The 22028-nt window shown below is 57.3% G+C and carries 15 protein-coding genes, 2 tRNA genes and 3 rRNA genes; 17 read left to right on the plus strand and 3 right to left on the minus strand.

What is annotated here, in order from left to right:
* Positions 1–5: 5 nt before the first annotated feature.
* The 3 genes from ACMGG8_RS08745 to ACMGG8_RS08755 form a co-directional block, all read right to left on the minus strand.
* Complete coding sequence (locus ACMGG8_RS08745; RefSeq protein WP_016964849.1) at positions 6–278, minus strand: TfoX/Sxy family protein; 273 nt, start codon at positions 276–278, stop codon at positions 6–8.
* A 232-nt stretch (positions 279–510) separates the two neighbouring features.
* Entirely contained in the window at positions 511–855 is a 345-nt protein-coding gene (locus ACMGG8_RS08750) for a pentapeptide repeat-containing protein (protein ID WP_060841116.1), read from the minus strand.
* A gap of 92 nt (positions 856–947) precedes the next feature.
* Positions 948–2504, minus strand: coding sequence for an AAA family ATPase (locus ACMGG8_RS08755; protein ID WP_414159462.1), 1557 nt, complete (start codon positions 2502–2504; stop codon positions 948–950).
* Between the two features lie 115 nt (positions 2505–2619).
* Between ACMGG8_RS08755 and mrcB the strand changes: the two genes are divergently transcribed.
* The 17 genes from mrcB to ACMGG8_RS08840 all read left to right on the plus strand — a co-directional run bounded on the left by mrcB (position 2620) and on the right by ACMGG8_RS08840 (position 22022).
* Positions 2620–4944 (plus strand): penicillin-binding protein 1B, encoded by a 2325-nt coding sequence (gene mrcB, locus ACMGG8_RS08760; RefSeq protein ID WP_060841114.1) that lies wholly within the window; start codon positions 2620–2622, stop codon positions 4942–4944.
* 16 nt (positions 4945–4960) lie between these two features.
* Positions 4961–5707 carry a tetratricopeptide repeat protein gene (locus ACMGG8_RS08765; protein WP_047289227.1) on the plus strand — a complete coding sequence of 249 codons (747 nt, stop codon included), beginning with the start codon at positions 4961–4963 and terminating at the stop codon, positions 5705–5707.
* Positions 5707–6042, plus strand: a complete 336-nt coding sequence (locus ACMGG8_RS08770; protein ID WP_060841113.1) for a YqcC family protein — start codon at positions 5707–5709, stop codon at positions 6040–6042. Before ACMGG8_RS08765 ends, ACMGG8_RS08770 begins: the two co-directional genes overlap by 1 nt.
* Before the next feature lie 548 nt (positions 6043–6590).
* Entirely contained in the window at positions 6591–8315 is a 1725-nt protein-coding gene (locus ACMGG8_RS08775) for an acetolactate synthase 3 large subunit (RefSeq protein WP_060842015.1), read from the plus strand.
* 2 nt (positions 8316–8317) lie between these two features.
* On the plus strand, positions 8318–8809 hold the full coding sequence (ilvN, locus tag ACMGG8_RS08780; RefSeq protein WP_016964842.1) for an acetolactate synthase small subunit: 492 nt from the start codon (positions 8318–8320) through the stop codon (positions 8807–8809).
* A gap of 45 nt (positions 8810–8854) precedes the next feature.
* Positions 8855–9871, plus strand: coding sequence for a ketol-acid reductoisomerase (ilvC, locus tag ACMGG8_RS08785; protein WP_007959661.1), 1017 nt, complete (start codon positions 8855–8857; stop codon positions 9869–9871).
* 146 nt (positions 9872–10017) lie between these two features.
* Positions 10018–10875 carry a CDP-diacylglycerol--serine O-phosphatidyltransferase gene (pssA, locus tag ACMGG8_RS08790; protein ID WP_047306129.1) on the plus strand — a complete coding sequence of 286 codons (858 nt, stop codon included), beginning with the start codon at positions 10018–10020 and terminating at the stop codon, positions 10873–10875.
* A 63-nt stretch (positions 10876–10938) separates the two neighbouring features.
* Positions 10939–11952: a protein-methionine-sulfoxide reductase catalytic subunit MsrP gene (msrP, locus tag ACMGG8_RS08795; RefSeq protein WP_060841111.1), complete on the plus strand. Its 1014-nt coding sequence runs from the start codon at positions 10939–10941 to the stop codon at positions 11950–11952.
* The gene (msrQ, locus tag ACMGG8_RS08800) at positions 11952–12572 is read left to right on the plus strand and encodes a protein-methionine-sulfoxide reductase heme-binding subunit MsrQ (protein ID WP_414159463.1); all 621 of its coding nucleotides are present in this window, start codon (positions 11952–11954) and stop codon (positions 12570–12572) included. The genes msrP and msrQ overlap by 1 nt, the downstream gene beginning before the upstream one ends.
* 544 nt (positions 12573–13116) lie before the next feature.
* A 16S ribosomal RNA gene (locus ACMGG8_RS08805) occupies positions 13117–14655 on the plus strand.
* Between the two features lie 123 nt (positions 14656–14778).
* Positions 14779–14855 (plus strand) — tRNA-Ile (locus ACMGG8_RS08810).
* Between the two features lie 10 nt (positions 14856–14865).
* A tRNA-Ala gene (locus tag ACMGG8_RS08815) sits at positions 14866–14941 on the plus strand.
* Between the two features lie 221 nt (positions 14942–15162).
* A 23S ribosomal RNA gene (locus ACMGG8_RS08820) occupies positions 15163–18054 on the plus strand.
* Between the two features lie 138 nt (positions 18055–18192).
* Positions 18193–18308, plus strand: a 5S ribosomal RNA gene (gene rrf / locus ACMGG8_RS08825).
* Together the 16S, 23S and 5S rRNA genes with 2 tRNA genes alongside form the textbook arrangement of a ribosomal RNA operon.
* A gap of 148 nt (positions 18309–18456) precedes the next feature.
* Positions 18457–19116: a paraquat-inducible protein A gene (locus tag ACMGG8_RS08830; protein ID WP_235759631.1), complete on the plus strand. Its 660-nt coding sequence runs from the start codon at positions 18457–18459 to the stop codon at positions 19114–19116.
* The gene (locus tag ACMGG8_RS08835; RefSeq protein WP_060841108.1) at positions 19103–19726 is read left to right on the plus strand and encodes a paraquat-inducible protein A; all 624 of its coding nucleotides are present in this window, start codon (positions 19103–19105) and stop codon (positions 19724–19726) included. Before ACMGG8_RS08830 ends, ACMGG8_RS08835 begins: the two co-directional genes overlap by 14 nt.
* Positions 19719–22022, plus strand: a complete 2304-nt coding sequence (locus tag ACMGG8_RS08840; RefSeq protein ID WP_060841107.1) for a PqiB family protein — start codon at positions 19719–19721, stop codon at positions 22020–22022. Before ACMGG8_RS08835 ends, ACMGG8_RS08840 begins: the two co-directional genes overlap by 8 nt.
* Positions 22023–22028: the final 6 nt, after the last annotated feature.

Consider the following 22028-nt stretch of genomic DNA (forward strand, 5'->3'; position numbering starts at 1 on the left):
GCCAGTCAGTTCTTGTGACGCGAGGATATGGCGTCCAATTGCTTGTTCAGCGCCTCCTTGCGTTCGGCCGGAAGCTCGTTCCAGTGCATGTCCATCAACGCGCCTTCGATGGCGTACAGCAGCACTTTCGAGGCCCGAAAACCCCGGGTGCGCACAGCCCTGTATGCGTCCACCGCGCCCAGGCGGCGCAGGTCCGATGCGCTGTGGATGCCCACTGCATGCAGCCACTGTGCCGATGTCTTGCCAAGGTTCTTCAGGTGTTGCAGTTCATCATTCATTAAGCCTCCTGGCGATGGCCGAATGGTGAGTGGGCAGCCTCACAGGAGTGTAGCGCTCAGCAGAAAATGCGCTGTTCGTTGGTCGGGTTTGGCGCAAATGCTTCTAAGGCAGGGCGGTCAAGGCGCGACGGGCAGGTGCATGCGGACCTTGCGCGGGGGGTGAGGGAAACAGAGGGGATGATCCACAGCCCGGCGCACAGCAGGGCGCCGGACAGAACGATTGCAGGAGACTTTAGCGGGTGTTGTAGCGCAGTCGGGTGCCGAAGTTGACCGACATGAGGATTTCATCGGCTGTCAGTTCGACCGGGAAGTAGGCGCCGGAGATCTGTGCGTGGGCCAGGCTGGCGCCTTCCATGGTGGCATTGCGCAGGTCCAGGCCGCGCAGATCGGCGGAACGGAAGTAGGCGTCAGTGAAGTCGATGCCCTGGGCGTTCAACTGTCGCAGGTCGAGGCCGCGGAAGTCGCCGCCGCGCATGTCGATGGGGTGATCCTTTGGACGCTCGCGGTTGAAGCCGACGATGTCGTCTTTATGCAGCAGGGCGTAAAGCGGAGTATCCAGAAGTTTCGGTTGGCTCATGGCGACGTCACCAGTGTTGGATTTATGACGCCAGTATAGTGCCACTGTTTTTCAGCCGTGAAGTCTTTGCACTTCACGGCTGAAATTAGTGCTTACAGGCCGGGCAGACGCTGGCGGATGTTGGCAACCAGGGCATCCAGGCTGCCGCTTTCGTTGGTTTCAATGCGCTTGCTGCGCAGCAGTTCTTCGTCGGTCAGGGCCTCGCGAGTGGCTTGCTGGGTCGCAATCACCTCAAGGGTCGCATCGGACGGATCGTTCTGATCGGCCTGGCGTTGCGCCAGCCAGCTCGCAATCACGGCATCTGGCGCATTGCAGTCGATGATCAGGCAAGGCGTGCCGGTGGCTTCGGCGACCTTGGCCGCGGCATCCCGCTGGGCGCGCTTGAGGTAGGTGGCATCGATCACCACCGGGAAGCCGGCGCGCAGGATGGTTTCGGCGATTTCATGCAGGCGCGCATAGGTGGCGCTGCTGGCCTCAGTGCTGTAGATGCCGGCGTGGGGATCGTTGGGTACCTGCTGCTCGCCGAACAGACGCTTGCGCTCGACGTCGGAGCGCAGGCGGACGGCGCCCAGGGCTTCCACCAGACGCATGGCCACACCGCTTTTGCCCACCGCCGAGACGCCCGAGGTAATGGCCAGGAAACGCGATGGAATGGTGCTGTAGCTTTCCGCCAGATTGGCGTAGTTGCGGTATTGACGCAGGGTGGTGGCGCGCTGCACGGGAGTGGCCTCGGCAGGCAGGCTGAACAGGCTGACCTTGGCCCGCACCAGGGCGCGATAGGCTTTGTAGAAATTGAGCAGTTCCAGGCCTTGGTAGTCGCCGGTCAGTTCCAGGTACTGGCTGATGAAGCGCCGTGCCAGGCTTTTCAGACCGCGGTCTTCCAGGTCCATGGCGAGGAAGCCGGTGTCGGCATAGACATCGGTGAAGCGGAAGGGCTCGTTGAATTCGATGCAGTCGAAGATCACCACCTTGCCATCGATCAGGGTGGCGTTGCCCAGGTGGATATCACCGTGGCACTCACGGATGAAGCCTTCGCTCTTGCGTTGCGCCAGCAGCGGCTTGAGGCGCTCGAAGCTGGTTTCCGCCCAGGCTTCCAGGGCTTCCAGTTGCAGCAGGTCGGCCTTGTCGCTGAGAAACGGACGGATCTGTTCGAAATTCTGGCGCACGGGGGCCATCACGCTTTCTGGTGTGCCGGCTTCGTGTGCTGCCGGGACTTTCGGGGCGCTGAGATGGAATTGGGCGATCTGTTGCGCCATTTCGTCAATGTGCGCGGTGGTCAGTTCGCTGTTGGCCTGCAAGGTGCTGAGCAGCTGGCTTTGTGGGAACTGGCGCATTTTCAGGGCGTATTCGATGACCGGACCGCTGCCGCCCAGCTCCGGGGCTTCGGCGCTGCCGGTGATCGGCAGGACTTCCAGGTACAGGTCCTGGGTCAGACGCTGGTTCAGGCGCAGCTCTTCGCCACAGAAGTGCTCGCGGGACTCGAGGCTGGTGAAGTCGAGGAAGCCGAAATTGACCGGCTTCTTCACTTTATAAGCAAAGGGGCCGGTGAGCAGTACCCAGGAGATGTGGGTTTCGATGACCTGAAACCCTTCAACGGGATGAGGATACAGGGCGGGGTTTTGCAGGGCGGCGATCAGTGACTGGCTCACAGGCGATCCTTCAGAGTCGGGAAAATCGAGGGCGTCATTATGGCGGTTGGCAGGGGTAACGCAAACCTCGGGTGGCGCATGTTGAGGATGAATAAAGTGCGTATAATCCGCCGCCATGACTCGTACCCGATCCCCCCGTTCCGCTAAAAAAACTCCCTCTGGTGGCCTGCGCCCCTGGCTGGGCTGGGCGCTCAAGCTCAGCCTGGTTGGTCTGGTGGTGCTCGCCGGCTTTGCGGTTTACCTCGATGCCGTGGTGCAGGAAAAGTTCTCCGGCAAGCGCTGGACCATTCCGGCCAAGGTATATGCCCGGCCGCTTGAGCTGTTCGTCGGACAAAAGCTCAGCAAGGAAGACTTCCTGACGGAACTCGATGCCTTGGGCTACCGCCGCGAAAGTGTGGCCAACGGTCCCGGCGCGGCGGCGGTCAGTGGCAATACCGTCGACTTGAACACCCGTGGCTTCCAGTTCTACGAGGGGCTGGAGCAGGCGCAACCGGTCCGTGTGCGTTTCTCTGGCGACTATGTGGCGGAGCTTTCCGGCAGCAAGGGGGCCAAGCTGGCGGTGGTCCGGCTGGAGCCGTTGCTGATCGGTGGCCTGTACCCGAAAAACCTTGAAGATCGAATCCTGATCAAGATCGACCAGGTCCCGCCCTATCTGCTGGAAACCCTGGTGGCGGTGGAAGACCGTGATTTCTACTCGCACTTTGGCGTGTCGCCGAAGTCGATTGCCCGCGCGATCTGGGTCAATACCTCGTCGGGGCAGATGCGTCAGGGCGGTAGTACCCTGACTCAGCAGTTGGTGAAGAATTTCTTCCTGACCAACGAACGCAGCCTGTCGCGCAAGCTCAACGAAGCGATGATGGCGCTGTTGCTGGAGCTGCATTACGACAAGCGGGAGATTCTCGAGGCCTATCTCAACGAGGTGTTTGTCGGTCAGGACGGTCAGCGTGCGGTGCACGGTTTCGGTCTGGCCAGTCAATTCTTCTTCAGCCAGCCGCTGTCCGAGCTCAAGTTGCATCAGGTGGCGCTGCTGGTGGGCATGGTCAAGGGGCCCTCCTACTACAACCCGCGTCGTTACCCGGAGCGTGCCCTGGAGCGGCGCAATCTGGTGCTCGATTTGCTGGCGCAGCAGGGCGTGGCTACACCCGAGCAGGTGGAAGCGGCGAAGAAGATGCCGCTTGGCGTGACCAAGCGCGGCAGCCTGGCGGACAGCTCGTTCCCCGGTTTCCTGGATCTGGTCAAGCGCCAGTTGCGTGAAGACTACCGCGACGAAGACTTGACCGAGGAAGGCCTGCGAATCTTCACCAGTTTCGATCCAATCCTGCAGATGAAGGCGGAAGCCTCGGTCAACGACACCTTCAAGCGCCTGGCCGGGCGCAAGGGCGCGGAAGACGTTGAGGCGGCGATGGTGGTGACCAATCCGGAAACCGGCGAGGTTCAGGCCATGATCGGCAGTCGACAAGCCAGTTTCGCCGGCTTCAACCGGGCATTGGACGCGGTGCGTCCGATCGGCTCATTGATCAAGCCGGCGGTTTACCTGACGGCCCTGGAGAAACCCAGCCAGTACACCCTGACCAGTTGGCTCTCCGATGAGGCGTTTTCGGTGAAAGGCGCCGATGGCCAGGTATGGAAGCCGCAGAACTACGATCGCCGTTCGCATGGCACGGTTTTCCTGTACCAGGGGCTGGCTCATTCCTACAACTTGTCCACTGCCCGACTCGGTCTGGAAGTGGGGGTGCCCAACGTTCTGAAAACCCTTGGGCGCTTGGGCGTGACCCGGGAGTTCCCGGCGTTTCCGTCGATGCTGCTCGGTGCCGGTGGCCTGAGCCCGATGGAAGTGGCGACCATGTACCAGACCTTGGCCAACGGCGGCTTCAATACGCCGATGCGCGGGATCCGCAGCGTGTTGACGGCCGAGGGCGAGCCGCTCAAGCGTTATCCGTTCCAGATCCAGCAACGCTTCGATGCCGGTTCGATCTACCTGATTCAGAGCGCGATGCAGCGCGTGATGCGCGAAGGCACGGGCAGCTCGGTGTACAACGTGTTGCCCAAGACCCTGGCGCTGGCGGGCAAGACCGGTACCAGTAATGACTCTCGCGACAGCTGGTTCGCCGGCTTCAGCCAGGATTTGTTGGCGGTCGTCTGGCTGGGGCGTGACGATAACGGCAAGACGCCGTTCACCGGTGCCACGGGCGCCCTGCAGGTCTGGACCAGTTTCATGCGCAAGGCCGATCCGCTGCCGCTGGATATGCCGCAGCCGGACAACGTGGTTCAGGCCTGGGTCGATTCACGTACCGGGCAGGGCTCCGATGCCAACTGTCCGGGGGCTGTGCAGATGCCGTATATTCGCGGCAGCGAACCGCCTCCCGGTGCTTCTTGCGGTGGTGAAACCCCGGCAGGTAGCGATTCGGTGATGGATTGGGTCAAGGGCTGGATGAACTAAGCGATGAGGGTTTGACGTGAACAAGTGGTGGGTTCCAGCTATTACAGCTCTGGCGTTGCTCAATGGTTGCGCCAGCGTGCAGCGCGGCTCCATTCCCGTCGTGGACTCCGGTACTGCCGTGTCCAACAGCGAGCGGATTTCCGCTTCCGGCGGCTTTCGCCAGACGACCATCAAGCGTCCGGCGCAAGCTCAGGCTCAGGCCATCCCGGAAGATTCCGGGGTGGTGGTGATGGTCCCAGGTGGTGGCGCGACCGCGTCGGCACCGATCAGCAGCTCGCCGATAACGCCGGGACCTGTGACGTCCGGGCCTATCACGCCGGGGCCGGTGGAGGGTGGCGCTTATCAGTCGGCACCGATCAATCAGGGCACCTACAACATGCCTTCGACGCCGAGCGGGATTCCGTCGGCTCGGGCCGGTGGTCTGTCGGCCGATGAACAGTTGGACGGGCCTGTGCTGGCGCTGTTGACCACGGCTCAGCAGCAGCAATCCAGTGGCGATTTGAATGGTGCCTCCTCCAGTCTGGAGCGTGCACAGCGTGTCGCGCCGCGCGAGCCCCAGGTGCTCTACCGGCTGGCGCAGGTGCGCATGGCTCAGGGCGATGCCCCGCAAGCCGAGCAGTTTGCCCGTCGCGGTCTGAGCTTTGCCAACGGTCGTCCCGACCTTCAGGCGAGTTTGTGGGAGTTGATCGCCCAGGCTCGGGAGAAGCAGGGTGATGCAGCGGGCGCCGCTCAGGCGCGGCAGAAAGCCCGGGTCTCGCTGTGATGGATGTGCGTTTTCCCAGAATCGCCGAGCAGTTGCTGCTGATCGAGCGTGAGTTGCGCGTGCAGGGATTGTGGGACGAGGTGGCACCCAGTGCCGAGGCTCTGGCCAGTACTCAGCCTTTTGCCGTGGATACGCTGGATTTCGAGCAGTGGCTGCAGTGGATCTTCCTGCCGCGCATGAAGGTGATCCTGGAGCAGGATCTGCCGCTGCCCAATGCCTCCGGTATCCAGGAGATGGCCGAAATGGTGTTCTCCACTCGCCCGATGCAGGGGCGCGATCTGCAGTTGCGAATGCTGCTCAAGGAATTCGATCAGCTCATCGCGGCCACCCGTTGAGTCCACGACTGCCAGGTACGCCTGGCAGTCGCCTCCCGCTGCCTGGCAGCGTCCTCCCTCCTTCTTCCTGGCGCCTTCTTGCCGTTCTGCCGGCAGCCTTGACCTGTGCCTGTCTATAGGTCGAACACCAAAGTCAAGGTTCGCATTTCTGAGTTGCTTGCCGAAAATTGCGCAATTGAAGTGCAGGCTGTGGTCGTTTTTGGGTTTTTTCTTGCGTTCTCATGCGCTTAGTTCGAATTAACTACATAGACGACTTGACTTGAAGAGGACGAAACAGAAGAATCCAAAGTCCGCTGTAGAGGGACTGCCAGAAGCAGACCCACTCAGCAGATCATGAGGCGCACATCCGCGCCGAAGTGCTACACCCGCAACGCGTTACCTCGCGCTGGGTGGGAAAACCCCGCAACACTTTGGGGCGCTCCCAATACTTGCTCAGTCAGTGCTGACGTAGTCGGCGACCACCGTCGCTCATGCTCTGCTGAGAAGTAAACCTATTAAGACCCGCTCCCTTTTGAGGGCGGTATTCTGGCGTTTTAGAGGTGAACAACGTGGAGCTTTTATCTGGCGGTGAGATGCTCGTCCGCTTTTTGCGTGACGAAGGCGTCAAATATATCTACGGGTACCCGGGTGGTGCTCTCCTTCATGTTTACGATGCCCTGTTCAAAGAACCGGAAGTGACCCACATCCTGGTTCGTCACGAGCAAGCGGCAACCCATATGGCTGACGGTTATGCCCGTGCCACCGGTAAAGCCGGCGTGGTACTGGTGACTTCCGGCCCAGGCGCGACCAATGCCATTACCGGTATTGCCACCGCCTATATGGACTCGATTCCAATGGTGATCATTTCCGGTCAGGTGCCTAGCACCATGGTCGGCACCGACGCGTTTCAGGAAACCGACATGATCGGTATCTCCCGGCCGATCGTGAAGCACAGCTTCATGATCAAGCACGCTTCGGAAATCCCGGAAGTCATGAAGAAAGCCTTCTACCTGGCGCAATCCGGTCGTCCTGGTCCGGTGGTGGTCGATATCCCCAAGGACATGACCAACCCGGCTGAAAAGTTCGAATACGTTTTTCCCAAGAAAGCCAAGCTGCGCTCCTACAGCCCAGCTGTTCGCGGTCACTCCGGGCAAATCCGCAAGGCGGCAGAAATGCTCCTGGCGGCCAAGCGTCCTGTGCTCTATGCAGGCGGCGGCGTGATCCTGGGCGGCGGTTCCGCACCGCTGACCGAACTGGCCAAGATGCTCAATCTGCCAGTCACCAATACCCTGATGGGCCTGGGTGCATACCCTGGTACCGATCGGCAGTTCGTCGGCATGCTTGGCATGCACGGCAGCTACACCGCCAACCTGACCATGCACCACGCTGACGTGATCCTGGCCGTTGGTGCGCGCTTCGACGACCGGGTTATCAACGGTGCACCGAAGTTCTGTCCGAACGCCAAGATCATCCATGTGGACATCGACCCGGCTTCCATCTCCAAGACCATCAAGGCCGATGTGCCTATCGTGGGTCCAGTGGAGAGCGTGTTGACCGAAATGGTCGCGGCACTCAAGGAAATCGGCGACACCCCGAACAAGGACACGGTCGCCAGCTGGTGGAAGCAGATCGACGAGTGGCGTGGTGATCGCGGCCTGTTCCCTTACGACAAGGGCGACGGCAGCATCATCAAGCCGCAAACGGTGATCGAGACCCTGTGTGAAGTGACCAAGGGCGATGCCTTTGTCACCTCTGACGTGGGCCAGCACCAGATGTTCGCGGCGCAGTATTACAAGTTCAACAAGCCCAATCGCTGGATCAACTCCGGCGGCCTGGGCACCATGGGCTTCGGTTTCCCGGCGGCCATGGGGGTCAAGTTGAGCTTCCCTGATAATGATGTCGCCTGTGTCACCGGCGAAGGCAGTATCCAGATGAATATCCAGGAACTGTCCACCTGCCTGCAGTACGGTCTGCCGGTCAAGATCGTCAACCTGAACAATGGTGTGCTGGGTATGGTGCGCCAATGGCAGGACATGAGCTACGGCAGCCGCCACTCGCACTCCTACATGGAATCGCTGCCTGACTTCGTCAAGCTGGTCGAGGCCTACGGTCACGTGGGCATGCGTATCACGGACCTGAAGGATTTGAAGCCGAAGATGGAAGAAGCGTTCGCCATGAAGGATCGCCTGGTATTCCTCGATATCCAGGTCGATACCAGCGAGCACGTCTATCCGATGCAGATCAAAGACGGCTCTATGCGCGATATGTGGCTGAGCAAGACGGAGCGTACTTAATCATGCGGCACATCATTTCCTTGCTTCTGGAAAACGAACCGGGCGCTTTGTCTCGTGTAGTCGGTCTGTTCTCGCAGCGGAACTACAACATTGAAAGCTTGACCGTGGCACCGACCGAAGACCCGACCCTGTCGCGTCTGACCCTCACCACGGTTGGTCATGATGAGATCATCGAGCAGATCACCAAGAACCTGAACAAGTTGATCGAGGTGGTGAAGCTGGTGGACCTTTCGGAAAGTGCTCACATCGAGCGCGAACTGATGTTGGTCAAGATCAAGGCCACCGGCGCCCAGCGCGCCGAGGTCAAGCGCACTACCGATATTTACCGTGGGCAGATCGTTGATGTCAGCGCCAGCGTGTATACCGTTCAACTGACCGGTACCAGCGACAAGCTCGACAGCTTTATTCAATCGATCGGCACCGCGTCGATTCTGGAAACCGTACGCAGTGGTGTCACCGGGATTGCCCGTGGCGACAAAGTACTGAGCATCTAACTCAAATTAGCGAATGGCCGGAACGGCCTGATATAGGGGAAATTCATGAAAGTTTTCTACGATAAAGACTGCGACCTGTCGATCATCCAGGGCAAGAAAGTTGCCATCATCGGTTACGGTTCCCAGGGCCACGCTCAAGCTTGCAACCTGAAAGACTCCGGCGTTGACGTAACTGTCGGCCTGCGCAAAGGTTCCGCTACCGTTGCCAAGGCTGAGGCTCATGGCCTGAAAGTGACCGACGTTGCTGCAGCCGTTGCCGGCGCCGACCTGGTCATGATCCTGACCCCGGACGAGTTCCAGTCCCAGCTGTACAAGAACGAGATCGAGCCGAACATCAAGAAAGGCGCCACCCTGGCCTTCTCCCACGGCTTCGCGATCCACTACAACCAGGTTGTTCCACGTGCCGACCTCGACGTGATCATGATCGCGCCGAAGGCTCCGGGTCACACCGTACGTTCCGAGTTCGTCAAGGGCGGCGGTATTCCTGACCTGATCGCTATCTACCAGGACGCGTCCGGCAACGCCAAGAATGTAGCCCTGTCCTACGCGGCTGGCGTGGGCGGCGGTCGTACCGGCATCATCGAAACCACCTTCAAGGACGAGACTGAAACCGACCTGTTCGGCGAGCAGGCTGTTCTGTGCGGCGGTACCGTTGAACTGGTCAAGGCCGGTTTCGAAACTCTGGTTGAAGCTGGCTACGCGCCGGAAATGGCCTATTTCGAGTGCCTGCACGAACTGAAACTGATCGTTGACCTCATGTACGAAGGCGGTATCGCCAACATGAACTACTCGATCTCCAACAACGCCGAGTACGGCGAGTACGTGACCGGCCCTGAAGTCATCAACGCCGAATCCCGTCAGGCCATGCGCAATGCTTTGAAGCGCATCCAGGACGGCGAATACGCGAAGATGTTCATCAGCGAAGGTGCCACCGGCTACCCATCGATGACCGCCAAGCGTCGTAACAATGCCGCTCACGGTATCGAGATCATCGGTGAGCAACTGCGTTCGATGATGCCGTGGATCGGTGCCAACAAGATCGTCGACAAAGCCAAGAACTAAGTTCAAGTCTTGTCAGGAAAAACGCGGCCTAGGCCGCGTTTTTTCGTTTGGACGGGTAGGTTCTGGTATAAAGCTGGATCCTTTGTGGCCCAATCGCGGCCCAGGGTATCTGTCGAAACTTTTCACACCGTTGCAAGGTATTGTCCATGAGCGAACGTCCCGAAGAGCCAAACCAGGCCTCTGACGCCGAAAGCCTGCTACCGATCGATGAGCATGTCGAAGAAGGGCATGACGCTGAAGGCCGTAAAGTCCGGCATCGTGGTATCTATCTTCTGCCGAATCTGTTCACCACTGCGAACCTGTTCGCGGGGTTCTATTCCATCATCAGCTCCATGAGTGCCCAGAGCGCCTTGAGTGCCGGGGACACAGCGGGGGCGAGCAAGTACTTTGCCTTTGCCGCCATTGCGATCTTTGTCGCCATGGTCCTTGACGGCCTGGACGGGCGCGTAGCCCGTATGACCAATACCCAGAGTGCCTTTGGCGCCGAGTACGATTCGCTGTCGGATATGGTGGCGTTTGGCGTTGCCCCGGCATTGCTGGCCTTTGGCTGGGCCTTGGGCGACATGGGCAAGGTTGGCTGGATGGTCGCCTTCATCTATGTGGCGGGCGCGGCATTGCGTCTGGCGCGTTTTAACACTCAGGTGGGAACCGCCGACAAGCGATATTTCATCGGTCTGGCCAGTCCTGCGGCGGCGGGGGTGGTGGCGGGTATCGTCTGGGCTTTCAGCGATTACGGCATTCAGGGATCGAAGATGTCGTTCCTGGTGGCGTTGATGGTCGCGGCTGCGGGCATGCTGATGGTCAGCAACATCAAGTACAACAGCTTCAAGGACCTGGACCTGAAGGGCCGGGTGCCTTTTGTGGCGATTCTGGCCGTAGTGCTGGTGTTTGCCGTGGTGTTCAGCGATCCACCACGTATCCTGCTGTTGGTGTTCCTCGCCTATGCGGCTTCGGGCCCGATCCAGTACCTGTTGCACCTGCGGCGTCGCAAAAGCGTCGAGTGATGTAATTTCCTCCATACTCCGCAGTCTATTGGTACATCTGTCCTCCAATGCTGCGGAGTTGCCATGTTATTCAAATTCCCCAAAGCGTCTGACTGCCATGAGTCGGATGTCACGCCAGAATCTCTTTATCTCTCTCGACGCAGTTTGCTGGGCGGTGCGGTAGCAGGCCTGGCCTTCGCCGGTTTGCCCCGTTGGGCGGCTGCGCAGGATGCGACGCGTTATGCCGATGTGGAGCCGGGCCGTGCGCCAGCGTGGTTCTCCGACAAGTTGGCGAGCACTCATTGGCAAGCCGTAACCGTCAAGGATGAGGCGATCACACCGTTCAAGGACGCGACTCACTACAACAACTTCTATGAGTTCGGTACTGACAAGGGGGATCCAGCGGCGAACGCGGGAGCGCTCAAGACCGAGCCATGGAGTGTGGTCGTGGACGGTGAGGTCGCCAAGCCTGGGCGCTATGCCCTTGAAGACTTCATGAAGCCTTACTCGTTGGAGGAGCGTATTTATCGACTGCGCTGCGTCGAGGCGTGGTCGATGGTGATTCCCTGGATAGGCTTCCCTATCTCCGCGCTGCTCAAGCAAGTGGAGCCAACCAGCAAGGCCAAGTTCATTCGTTTTGAAACGCTGCAGGATCCTAAGAGCATGCCGGGACAGCGTTCCGGTTTTGCCTTGATCGACTGGCCCTATGTTGAAGGCTTGCGTCTTGATGAGGCGATGAATCCGTTGGCGATTCTGGCGGTAGGGATGTATGGGCGTGAGCTGCCCAATCAGAATGGTGCGCCATTGCGCCTGGTGGTTCCCTGGAAATATGGCTTCAAAAGTGTGAAGTCCATTGTGCGTATCAGCTTGGTGGACGAGCAGCCAAAGACTACCTGGCAGAGTATTGCTGCCAATGAATATGGTTTTTACGCAAATGTGAATCCGACAGTTGATCATCCTCGATGGACTCAAGCGCGAGAGCGGCGTTTGCCCAGCAGCCTGTTCAGTCCAAATGTGCGGGAAACACAGATGTTCAATGGCTACTCGGAAGAGGTCGCTTCCTTATATAGCGGCATGGATCTGCGGAAGAACTACTGATGCGTTATTCGTTCTGGCGTATTGGAGTCTTTATTGCCGCGGCTATCTGGCCACTGTATTGGCTGTATGAGGCTTGGGGGTCGGTTCTCGGGCCTGATCCGGGCAAGGTGCTGGTTGATCGTCTGGGATTGGGCACGTTGGTGCTGCTGTTGATTACCTTGGCCATGACTCCCATGCAGAAGCTCACTGGCTGGCCGGGCTGGATAGCCGTGCGCCGACAACTGGGGCTGTGGTGCTTTGCCTATGTAGTGCTGCACTTGAGTGCCTATGGGGTATTCATTCTGGGGTTGGACTGGTCTCAGTTGGGAGTGGAGTTGCGCAAGCGGCCCTATATCTTTGTTGGAAGCCTGGGGTTTGTGCTTCTTTTGGTATTGGCGCTGACATCCAATCGCTACAGTCAGCGTCGCCTGGGAGCGCGTTGGAAAAAGCTGCATCGCCTGGTTTATCTCATCCTGGGGCTTGGGCTTCTGCATATGCTCTGGATCGTTCGGGCAGATCTGAAGGAATGGGCGGTTTACGCTTCTATAGGTGCGCTGCTGTTGGTGCTGCGAGTGCCGGCAGTGATGCGCCGTATTCCCCGCCTAATCGCTAAAAAACAACCGTCTGCAACAAAAACGTAATTAAAGGTTGACGGCAGATTCTACAGGTCTATAATTCGCCCCACTTCCGGCGCAGTCGAAACTGAAAACTCCTTGAGATTCAACGAGTTACGCGGTTTTCGGCAGCGGTTACGCTTCAGCTCATCGAAGCCAGAAGCAGTTAGTAAGGCAGTGTGTTTTCGCCTTGTTAACGATTCGATCGTCTCGATCGAAAGCGGTTAAAAAGAGGTGTTGACAGCAGCGTGTAACGCTGTAGAATTCGCCTCCCGCTAACGAGAGATCGAAAGCGCAAGTGGTTGAAGTTGTTGAGGAAATCTTCAAAAACTTCTTAAAAAATCGCTTGACAGTAAATGAGGCTGCTGTAGAATGCGCGCCTCGGTTGAGACGAAAGATCTTAACCAACCGCTCTTTAACAACTGAATCAAGCAATTCGTGTGGGTGCTTGTGGAGTCAGACTGATAGTCAAAAAGATTATCAGCATCACAAGTTACTCCGCGAGAAATCAAAGATGTAACCAACGATTGCTGAGCCAAGTTTAGGGTTTTCTCAAAACCCAAAGATGTTTGAACTGAAGAGTTTGATCATGGCTCAGATTGAACGCTGGCGGCAGGCCTAACACATGCAAGTCGAGCGGCAGCACGGGTACTTGTACCTGGTGGCGAGCGGCGGACGGGTGAGTAATGCCTAGGAATCTGCCTGGTAGTGGGGGATAACGTCCGGAAACGGGCGCTAATACCGCATACGTCCTACGGGAGAAAGTGGGGGATCTTCGGACCTCACGCTATCAGATGAGCCTAGGTCGGATTAGCTAGTTGGTGAGGTAATGGCTCACCAAGGCTACGATCCGTAACTGGTCTGAGAGGATGATCAGTCACACTGGAACTGAGACACGGTCCAGACTCCTACGGGAGGCAGCAGTGGGGAATATTGGACAATGGGCGAAAGCCTGATCCAGCCATGCCGCGTGTGTGAAGAAGGTCTTCGGATTGTAAAGCACTTTAAGTTGGGAGGAAGGGTACTTACCTAATACGTGAGTATTTTGACGTTACCGACAGAATAAGCACCGGCTAACTCTGTGCCAGCAGCCGCGGTAATACAGAGGGTGCAAGCGTTAATCGGAATTACTGGGCGTAAAGCGCGCGTAGGTGGTTTGTTAAGTTGGATGTGAAAGCCCCGGGCTCAACCTGGGAACTGCATCCAAAACTGGCAAGCTAGAGTATGGTAGAGGGTGGTGGAATTTCCTGTGTAGCGGTGAAATGCGTAGATATAGGAAGGAACACCAGTGGCGAAGGCGACCACCTGGACTGATACTGACACTGAGGTGCGAAAGCGTGGGGAGCAAACAGGATTAGATACCCTGGTAGTCCACGCCGTAAACGATGTCAACTAGCCGTTGGGAGCCTTGAGCTCTTAGTGGCGCAGCTAACGCATTAAGTTGACCGCCTGGGGAGTACGGCCGCAAGGTTAAAACTCAAATGAATTGACGGGGGCCCGCACAAGCGGTGGAGCATGTGGTTTAATTCGAAGCAACGCGAAGAACCTTACCAGGCCTTGACATCCAATGAACTTTCCAGAGATGGATTGGTGCCTTCGGGAGCATTGAGACAGGTGCTGCATGGCTGTCGTCAGCTCGTGTCGTGAGATGTTGGGTTAAGTCCCGTAACGAGCGCAACCCTTGTCCTTAGTTACCAGCACGTTATGGTGGGCACTCTAAGGAGACTGCCGGTGACAAACCGGAGGAAGGTGGGGATGACGTCAAGTCATCATGGCCCTTACGGCCTGGGCTACACACGTGCTACAATGGTCGGTACAAAGGGTTGCCAAGCCGCGAGGTGGAGCTAATCCCATAAAACCGATCGTAGTCCGGATCGCAGTCTGCAACTCGACTGCGTGAAGTCGGAATCGCTAGTAATCGCGAATCAGAATGTCGCGGTGAATACGTTCCCGGGCCTTGTACACACCGCCCGTCACACCATGGGAGTGGGTTGCACCAGAAGTAGCTAGTCTAACCTTCGGGGGGACGGTTACCACGGTGTGATTCATGACTGGGGTGAAGTCGTAACAAGGTAGCCGTAGGGGAACCTGCGGCTGGATCACCTCCTTAATCGACGACATCAGCTGCTTCATAAGCTCCCACACGAATTGCTTGATTCATTGAAGAAGACGATAGAAGCAGCTTTAAGCTCCAAGCTGATAGCTCCAAGCTAACAGTTACAAGCTCGAAATTGGGTCTGTAGCTCAGTTGGTTAGAGCGCACCCCTGATAAGGGTGAGGTCGGCAGTTCGAATCTGCCCAGACCCACCAATTTTGTTATGGGGCCATAGCTCAGCTGGGAGAGCGCCTGCCTTGCACGCAGGAGGTCAGCGGTTCGATCCCGCTTGGCTCCACCATAAACTGCTTCTGAAAGCTTAGAAATGAGCATTCACATTGAATGTTGATTTCTAGTCTTTTGATTAGATCGTTCTTTAAAAATTTGGGTATGTGATAGAAAGATAGACTGAACGTTACTTTCACTGGTAACGGATCAGGCTAAGGTAAAATTTGTGAGTTAAATTGCAAATTTTCGGCGAATGTCGTCTTCATAGTATAACCAGATTGCTTGGGGTTATATGGTCAAGTGAAGAAGCGCATACGGTGGATGCCTTGGCAGTCAGAGGCGATGAAAGACGTGGTAGCCTGCGATAAGCTTCGGGGAGTCGGCAAACAGACTTTGATCCGGAGATCTCTGAATGGGGGAACCCAGCCATCATAAGATGGTTATCTTGTACTGAATACATAGGTGCAAGAGGCGAACCAGGGGAACTGAAACATCTAAGTACCCTGAGGAAAAGAAATCAACCGAGATTCCCTTAGTAGTGGCGAGCGAACGGGGACTAGCCCTTAAGTGGCTTTGAGATTAGCGGAACGCTCTGGAAAGTGCGGCCATAGTGGGTGATAGCCCTGTACGCGAAAATCTCTTAGTCATGAAATCGAGTAGGACGGGGCACGAGAAACCTTGTCTGAATATGGGGGGACCATCCTCCAAGGCTAAATACTACTGACTGACCGATAGTGAACTAGTACCGTGAGGGAAAGGCGAAAAGAACCCCGGAGAGGGGAGTGAAATAGATCCTGAAACCGTATGCGTACAAGCAGTGGGAGCAGACTTTGTTCTGTGACTGCGTACCTTTTGTATAATGGGTCAGCGACTTATTTTCAGTGGCGAGCTTAACCGAATAGGGGAGGCGTAGCGAAAGCGAGTCTTAATAGGGCGTCTAGTCGCTGGGAATAGACCCGAAACCGGGCGATCTATCCATGGGCAGGTTGAAGGTTAGGTAACACTGACTGGAGGACCGAACCGACTACCGTTGAAAAGTTAGCGGATGACCTGTGGATCGGAGTGAAAGGCTAATCAAGCTCGGAGATAGCTGGTTCTCCTCGAAAGCTATTTAGGTAGCGCCTCATGTATCACTGTAGGGGGTAGAGCACTGTTTCGGCTAGGGGGTCATCCCGACTTACCAAACCGATGCAAACTCCGAATACCTACAAGTGCCGAGCATGGGAGACACACGGCGGGTGCTAACGTCCGTCGTGAAAAGGGAAACAACCCAGACCGTCAGCTAAGGTCCCAAAGTTATGGTTAAGTGGGAAACGATGTGGGAAGGCTTAGACAGCTAGGAGGTTGGCTTAGAAGCAGCCACCCTTTAAAGAAAGCGTAATAGCTCACTAGTCGAGTCGGCCTGCGCGGAAGATGTAACGGGGCTCAAACCATACACCGAAGCTACGGGTATCACGTAAGTGATGCGGTAGAGGAGCGTTCTGTAAGCCTGTGAAGGTGAGTTGAGAAGCTTGCTGGAGGTATCAGAAGTGCGAATGCTGACATGAGTAACGACAATGGGTGTGAAAAACACCCACGCCGAAAGACCAAGGTTTCCTGCGCAACGTTAATCGACGCAGGGTTAGTCGGTCCCTAAGGCGAGGCTGAAAAGCGTAGTCGATGGAAAACAGGTTAATATTCCTGTACTTCTAGTTATTGCGATGGAGGGACGGAGAAGGCTAGGCCAGCTTGGCGTTGGTTGTCCAAGTTTAAGGTGGTAGGCTGGAATCTTAGGTAAATCCGGGGTTCTAAGGCCGAGAGCTGATGACGAGTTACCTTTTAGGTGACGAAGTGGTTGATGCCATGCTTCCAAGAAAAGCTTCTAAGCTTCAGATAACTAGGAACCGTACCCCAAACCGACACAGGTGGTTGGGTAGAGAATACCAAGGCGCTTGAGAGAACTCGGGTGAAGGAACTAGGCAAAATGGCACCGTAACTTCGGGAGAAGGTGCGCCGGTGAGGGTGAAGGACTTGCTCCGTAAGCTCATGCCGGTCGAAGATACCAGGCCGCTGCGACTGTTTATTAAAAACACAGCACTCTGCAAACACGAAAGTGGACGTATAGGGTGTGACGCCTGCCCGGTGCCGGAAGGTTAATTGATGGGGTTAGCTAACGCGAAGCTCTTGATCGAAGCCCCGGTAAACGGCGGCCGTAACTATAACGGTCCTAAGGTAGCGAAATTCCTTGTCGGGTAAGTTCCGACCTGCACGAATGGCGTAACGATGGCGGCGCTGTCTCCACCCGAGACTCAGTGAAATTGAAATCGCTGTGAAGATGCAGTGTATCCGCGGCTAGACGGAAAGACCCCGTGAACCTTTACTATAGCTTTGCACTGGACTTTGAATTTGCTTGTGTAGGATAGGTGGGAGGCTTTGAAGCGTGAACGCCAGTTTGCGTGGAGCCATCCTTGAAATACCACCCTGGCAACTTTGAGGTTCTAACTCAGGTCCGTTATCCGGATCGAGGACAGTGTATGGTGGGTAGTTTGACTGGGGCGGTCTCCTCCTAAAGAGTAACGGAGGAGTACGAAGGTGCGCTCAGACCGGTCGGAAATCGGTCGTAGAGTATAAAGGCAAAAGCGCGCTTGACTGCGAGACAGACACGTCGAGCAGGTACGAAAGTAGGTCTTAGTGATCCGGTGGTTCTGTATGGAAGGGCCATCGCTCAACGGATAAAAGGTACTCCGGGGATAACAGGCTGATACCGCCCAAGAGTTCATATCGACGGCGGTGTTTGGCACCTCGATGTCGGCTCATCACATCCTGGGGCTGAAGCCGGTCCCAAGGGTATGGCTGTTCGCCATTTAAAGTGGTACGCGAGCTGGGTTTAGAACGTCGTGAGACAGTTCGGTCCCTATCTGCCGTGGACGTTTGAGATTTGAGAGGGGCTGCTCCTAGTACGAGAGGACCGGAGTGGACGAACCTCTGGTGTTCCGGTTGTCACGCCAGTGGCATTGCCGGGTAGCTATGTTCGGAAAAGATAACCGCTGAAAGCATCTAAGCGGGAAACTTGCCTCAAGATGAGATCTCACTGGGATCTTGAATCCCCTAAAGGGCCGTCGAAGACTACGACGTTGATAGGTTGGGTGTGTAAGCGCTGTGAGGCGTTGAGCTAACCAATACTAATTGCCCGTGAGGCTTGACCATATAACACCCAAGCAATTTGCTTAAGAAGCGAGTTGCGGTGTGTGAAGACGAAACGAACCGAAAGTTTGCAAACACACAAGCCTATTACATACCCATTCGCTGGCACGTTGCACAAGCAACGGACTGGCTACCGAATTTCTTGACGACCATAGAGCGTTGGAACCACCTGATCCCATCCCGAACTCAGAAGTGAAACGATGCATCGCCGATGGTAGTGTGGGGTTTCCCCATGTGAGAGTAGGTCATCGTCAAGATTAAATTCCGAAACCCCAATTGCGAAAGCAGTTGGGGTTTTGTTTTTGCGCGTGGAAAAATTGCTCTTATTCGCAAACAAATTTGCACAGTTATTTTCGAATTGGAACACTAGAATAGCTGCTACTTTCTCCACTTCCAGAGCCTTCTATGCCAGATCCGGTTGACGCCCCCGGGTTGTCAGAATTACCACTGGACGACCTGGTTGCCTGCCATGAATGCGATCTGCTGATGCGCAAGCCAACGCTTGCTCTCGGCGAGAAGGCTCAATGCCCGCGTTGTGGCTATGAGCTCTACGCACACCGGCACAATGTCGTTGAGCGGAGCCTGGCTCTGGTGATCGCCGCCTTGTTGCTCTATGTACCGGCGAACTTTCTTCCCATCATGCAGCTCAATCTATTGGGACAGTCTTCCGAAGATACCGTCTGGAGCGGCGTGCAAGGCCTGTTCGATACCGGTATGGAAGGCGTGGCACTGGTGGTGTTCCTGTGCAGCATGGGCATCCCCCTGATCAAGTTGATTTGCCAGCTCCTGGTCCTGCTGAGTATTCGCTGGGACTTCGGGCGCAGCTATGGCCTGCTGCTCTACCGCATTTATCACCACCTGCGTGATTGGGGAATGCTCGAGGTCTACCTGATGGGGGTGCTGGTGGCCATCGTCAAATTGGCTGACATGGCCTCCATCACCGTGGGCCTGGGCCTGGTGTGTTTCATCAGTCTGTTATTGGTGCAGGTCTGGCTGGAGGTGGTGATGTCGCCTCACCAGATCTGGCAAGCGTTATCGGGAGAGGATGTGCATGCGGGCGATTGATGCAGGCATTCTGATTTGTAGCGAATGTCACGAATTGAACCGGCAGGAAGCCGACAGCGACGAGCAGACCTGCACTCGTTGCGGAGCCCTGGTCCATCCCCGCCGTCCCAACAGCATCCTGCGTACCTGGGCGCTGCTGCTCACCGCCGCCATTCTCTATGTTCCGGCCAATCTGCTGCCGATCATGACGGTCAGCTCACTGGGCCAGGGCGATCCCAGCACCATCATGTCGGGGGTTATCCAACTGGTGCAGCACGGCATGTTTCCCATTGCCGCGGTAGTATTTGTCGCCAGTATCCTGGTGCCCACCTTCAAGCTGGTGGGCATTGCTCTGTTGTTGTTCTCGGTGCAGCGCCACCAGCCACTGTCGGCACGGCAACGGATCATCATGTACCGCTTTATCGAGTTCATCGGTCGCTGGTCGATGCTGGATATCTTTGTCATCGCCATCCTGGTGGCGGTGGTCAACTTTGGACGGCTGGCCAGCATCGAAGCCAATCTCGGAGCGGTCGCCTTTGCCAGTGTGGTGATTCTGACCATGCTGGCCGCAGTAACTTTCGATCCCCGACTGATCTGGGATAACACGGAGTCGGACGACGACCATGAGTGATTTGCCTACCGCCAAAACCCGCCCGGCCTCCAATTGGTCAGCCATCTGGGTGCTGCCCCTGATTGCCCTGATCATCGGTGGCTGGCTGGGCTGGCGTGCCTACAGCCAGACCGGTATCGAGATCCAGTTGCGCTTTGAAAGCGGCGAGGGGATCCAGGCCAACAAGACCGAAGTGGTCTACAAAGGCATGCCCGTGGGCAAGGTCAAGACCCTGGCCCTGGACGATGAGGGCAACTCCAAGGGCGTGATCGCCACGGTCGAGATGAACAAGGACGTCGAACAGTACCTGAAGACCAACACCCGCTTCTGGCTGGTCAAGCCCAGTGTCAGCCTGGCCGGCATCACCGGATTGGAAACCCTGGTTTCCGGCAACTACATCGCGGTCAATCCCGGCGATGGCGAGCCTGCGCGCAAATTCAAGGCCCTGGCCGAAGAGCCGCCGTTATCGGACGCCAAGCCCGGCCTGCACCTGACCATCAAGGCCGAACGCCTCGGCTCGTTGAACCGCGGCAGCCCGGTGTTCTACAAGCAGATCCAGGTCGGACAGATCAAAAGCTTCCTGCTTTCCGAAGACCAGAACACGGTCGAGCTCAAGGTCTATATCGAGCCCACCTACGCCAACCTGGTGCGCAAACACACGCGTTTCTGGAACGCCAGCGGCATCAGCATCGACGCCAACCTGTCCGGGGTCAAAGTGCGCAGCGAGTCCCTGTCCAGCATCGTCGCCGGCGGTATCGCCTTTGCCACGCCGGAAAACCGCAAGGACAGTCCGCCTACCGACCCAAGCCTGCCGTTCCGGCTCTATGAGGATTTCGACGCCGCCCAGGCCGGGATCCGGGTCAAGGTCAAGCTCACCGATTTCGAAGGGCTGCAAGCCGGACGTACCCCGGTGATGTACAAGGGCATCCAGGTGGGCAGCCTGAAAGCGCTGAAGGTCGACTCCGATCTCACCAGCGCCACCGCCGAGCTGACCCTCGATCCGCTGGCCGAGGACTACCTGGTCCAGGGCACCCAGTTCTGGACCGTCAAACCCTCCATCTCCCTGGCCGGCATCACCGGTCTGGAGGCGCTGGTCAAAGGCAACTACATCGCCATTCGCCCCGGCGACAAGGGCGCTGCGCCCCAGCGCGAGTTCGAGGCCCGGGCCAAGGCCCCGCCTCTGGACCTTCGAGCCCCGGGCCTGCACATGGTGCTGTTCACCGACAACCTTGGTTCCCTGGATGTGGGCAGCCCGATCCTCTACAAGCAGGTCAAGGTCGGCTCGGTGCAGAGCTATCAGTTCTCTCACACCCGCAAGCAAGTGGTGATCGGCGTCCATATCGAGAAAGAGTACGAGTCGCTGGTCAACGGTTCGACCCGTTTCTGGAACGTCAGCGGCATCACCCTCACGGGCGGTCTCACTGGCGGCATCCAGATCAAGAGCGAGTCGCTGCAAAGCCTGATGGCCGGCGGTATCGCCTTCGAGACGCCGCTGCCCAACGTGCCGCTGAAAAAGCGCATTCCGCGTTTCCGTCTGTTCGCCAACCAGGAAGAAGCGGCGCAGCGCGGCATCCTGGTCAACATCAAGGTCGATCGCGCCGATGGGCTGCGTGCCGGCACGCCAGTGCGCTTCAAGGGCCTGGATGTGGGCAAGCTGGAGGAAGTGACCCTCAGCGCCGACCTGCAATCAGTGATGCTCAAGGCGCGCATCACCGAAGTGCCCGAGCGTATCGCCCGGGTCGGCAGCCAGTTCTGGGTGGTCAAGCCGGAACTGGGGCTGATGAAGACCTCCAACCTGGAAACCCTGGTTACCGGTCAATACATCGAGGTCCAGCCCGCCGCAAAGAATCAGGGCGTGCAAACCAGTTTCGTCGCCTTGCCGCAGCCGCCGGAGGCCAGCGTTGCTGAAGCGGGTCTGAGCCTGGTACTGAGCGCGGCGCGCCGTGGTTCGCTGAAAGTGGGGGTGCCGGTGACCTACCGCGAAGTGACGGTGGGCAAGGTGACCGGCTACGAGCTGGGCCAGACGGCTGACCGGGTACTGATCCACATCCTCATCGAACCCAAGTACGCGCCGCTGATTCGCGGTGGTACGCGCTTCTGGAACAGCAGCGGATTTGGCGTGGACTTTGGCCTGTTCAAGGGCGCCACAGTGCGTACCGAGTCCCTGGAAACCTTGATCCAGGGCGGCATTGCCTTCGCCACCCCGGATGGCGAGCGCATGGGCAACCCGGCCCGTCCCCAGCAGACCTTCCCGCTGTTCGACAAGTTCGAGGATGAATGGCTGACCTGGGCGCCCAAGATCCCCCTCGGCAAATAACCCTCT

This window comes from Pseudomonas sp. BNK-45, assembly GCF_047456255.1.
Taxonomy (GTDB): Bacteria; Pseudomonadota; Gammaproteobacteria; order Pseudomonadales; family Pseudomonadaceae; genus Aquipseudomonas.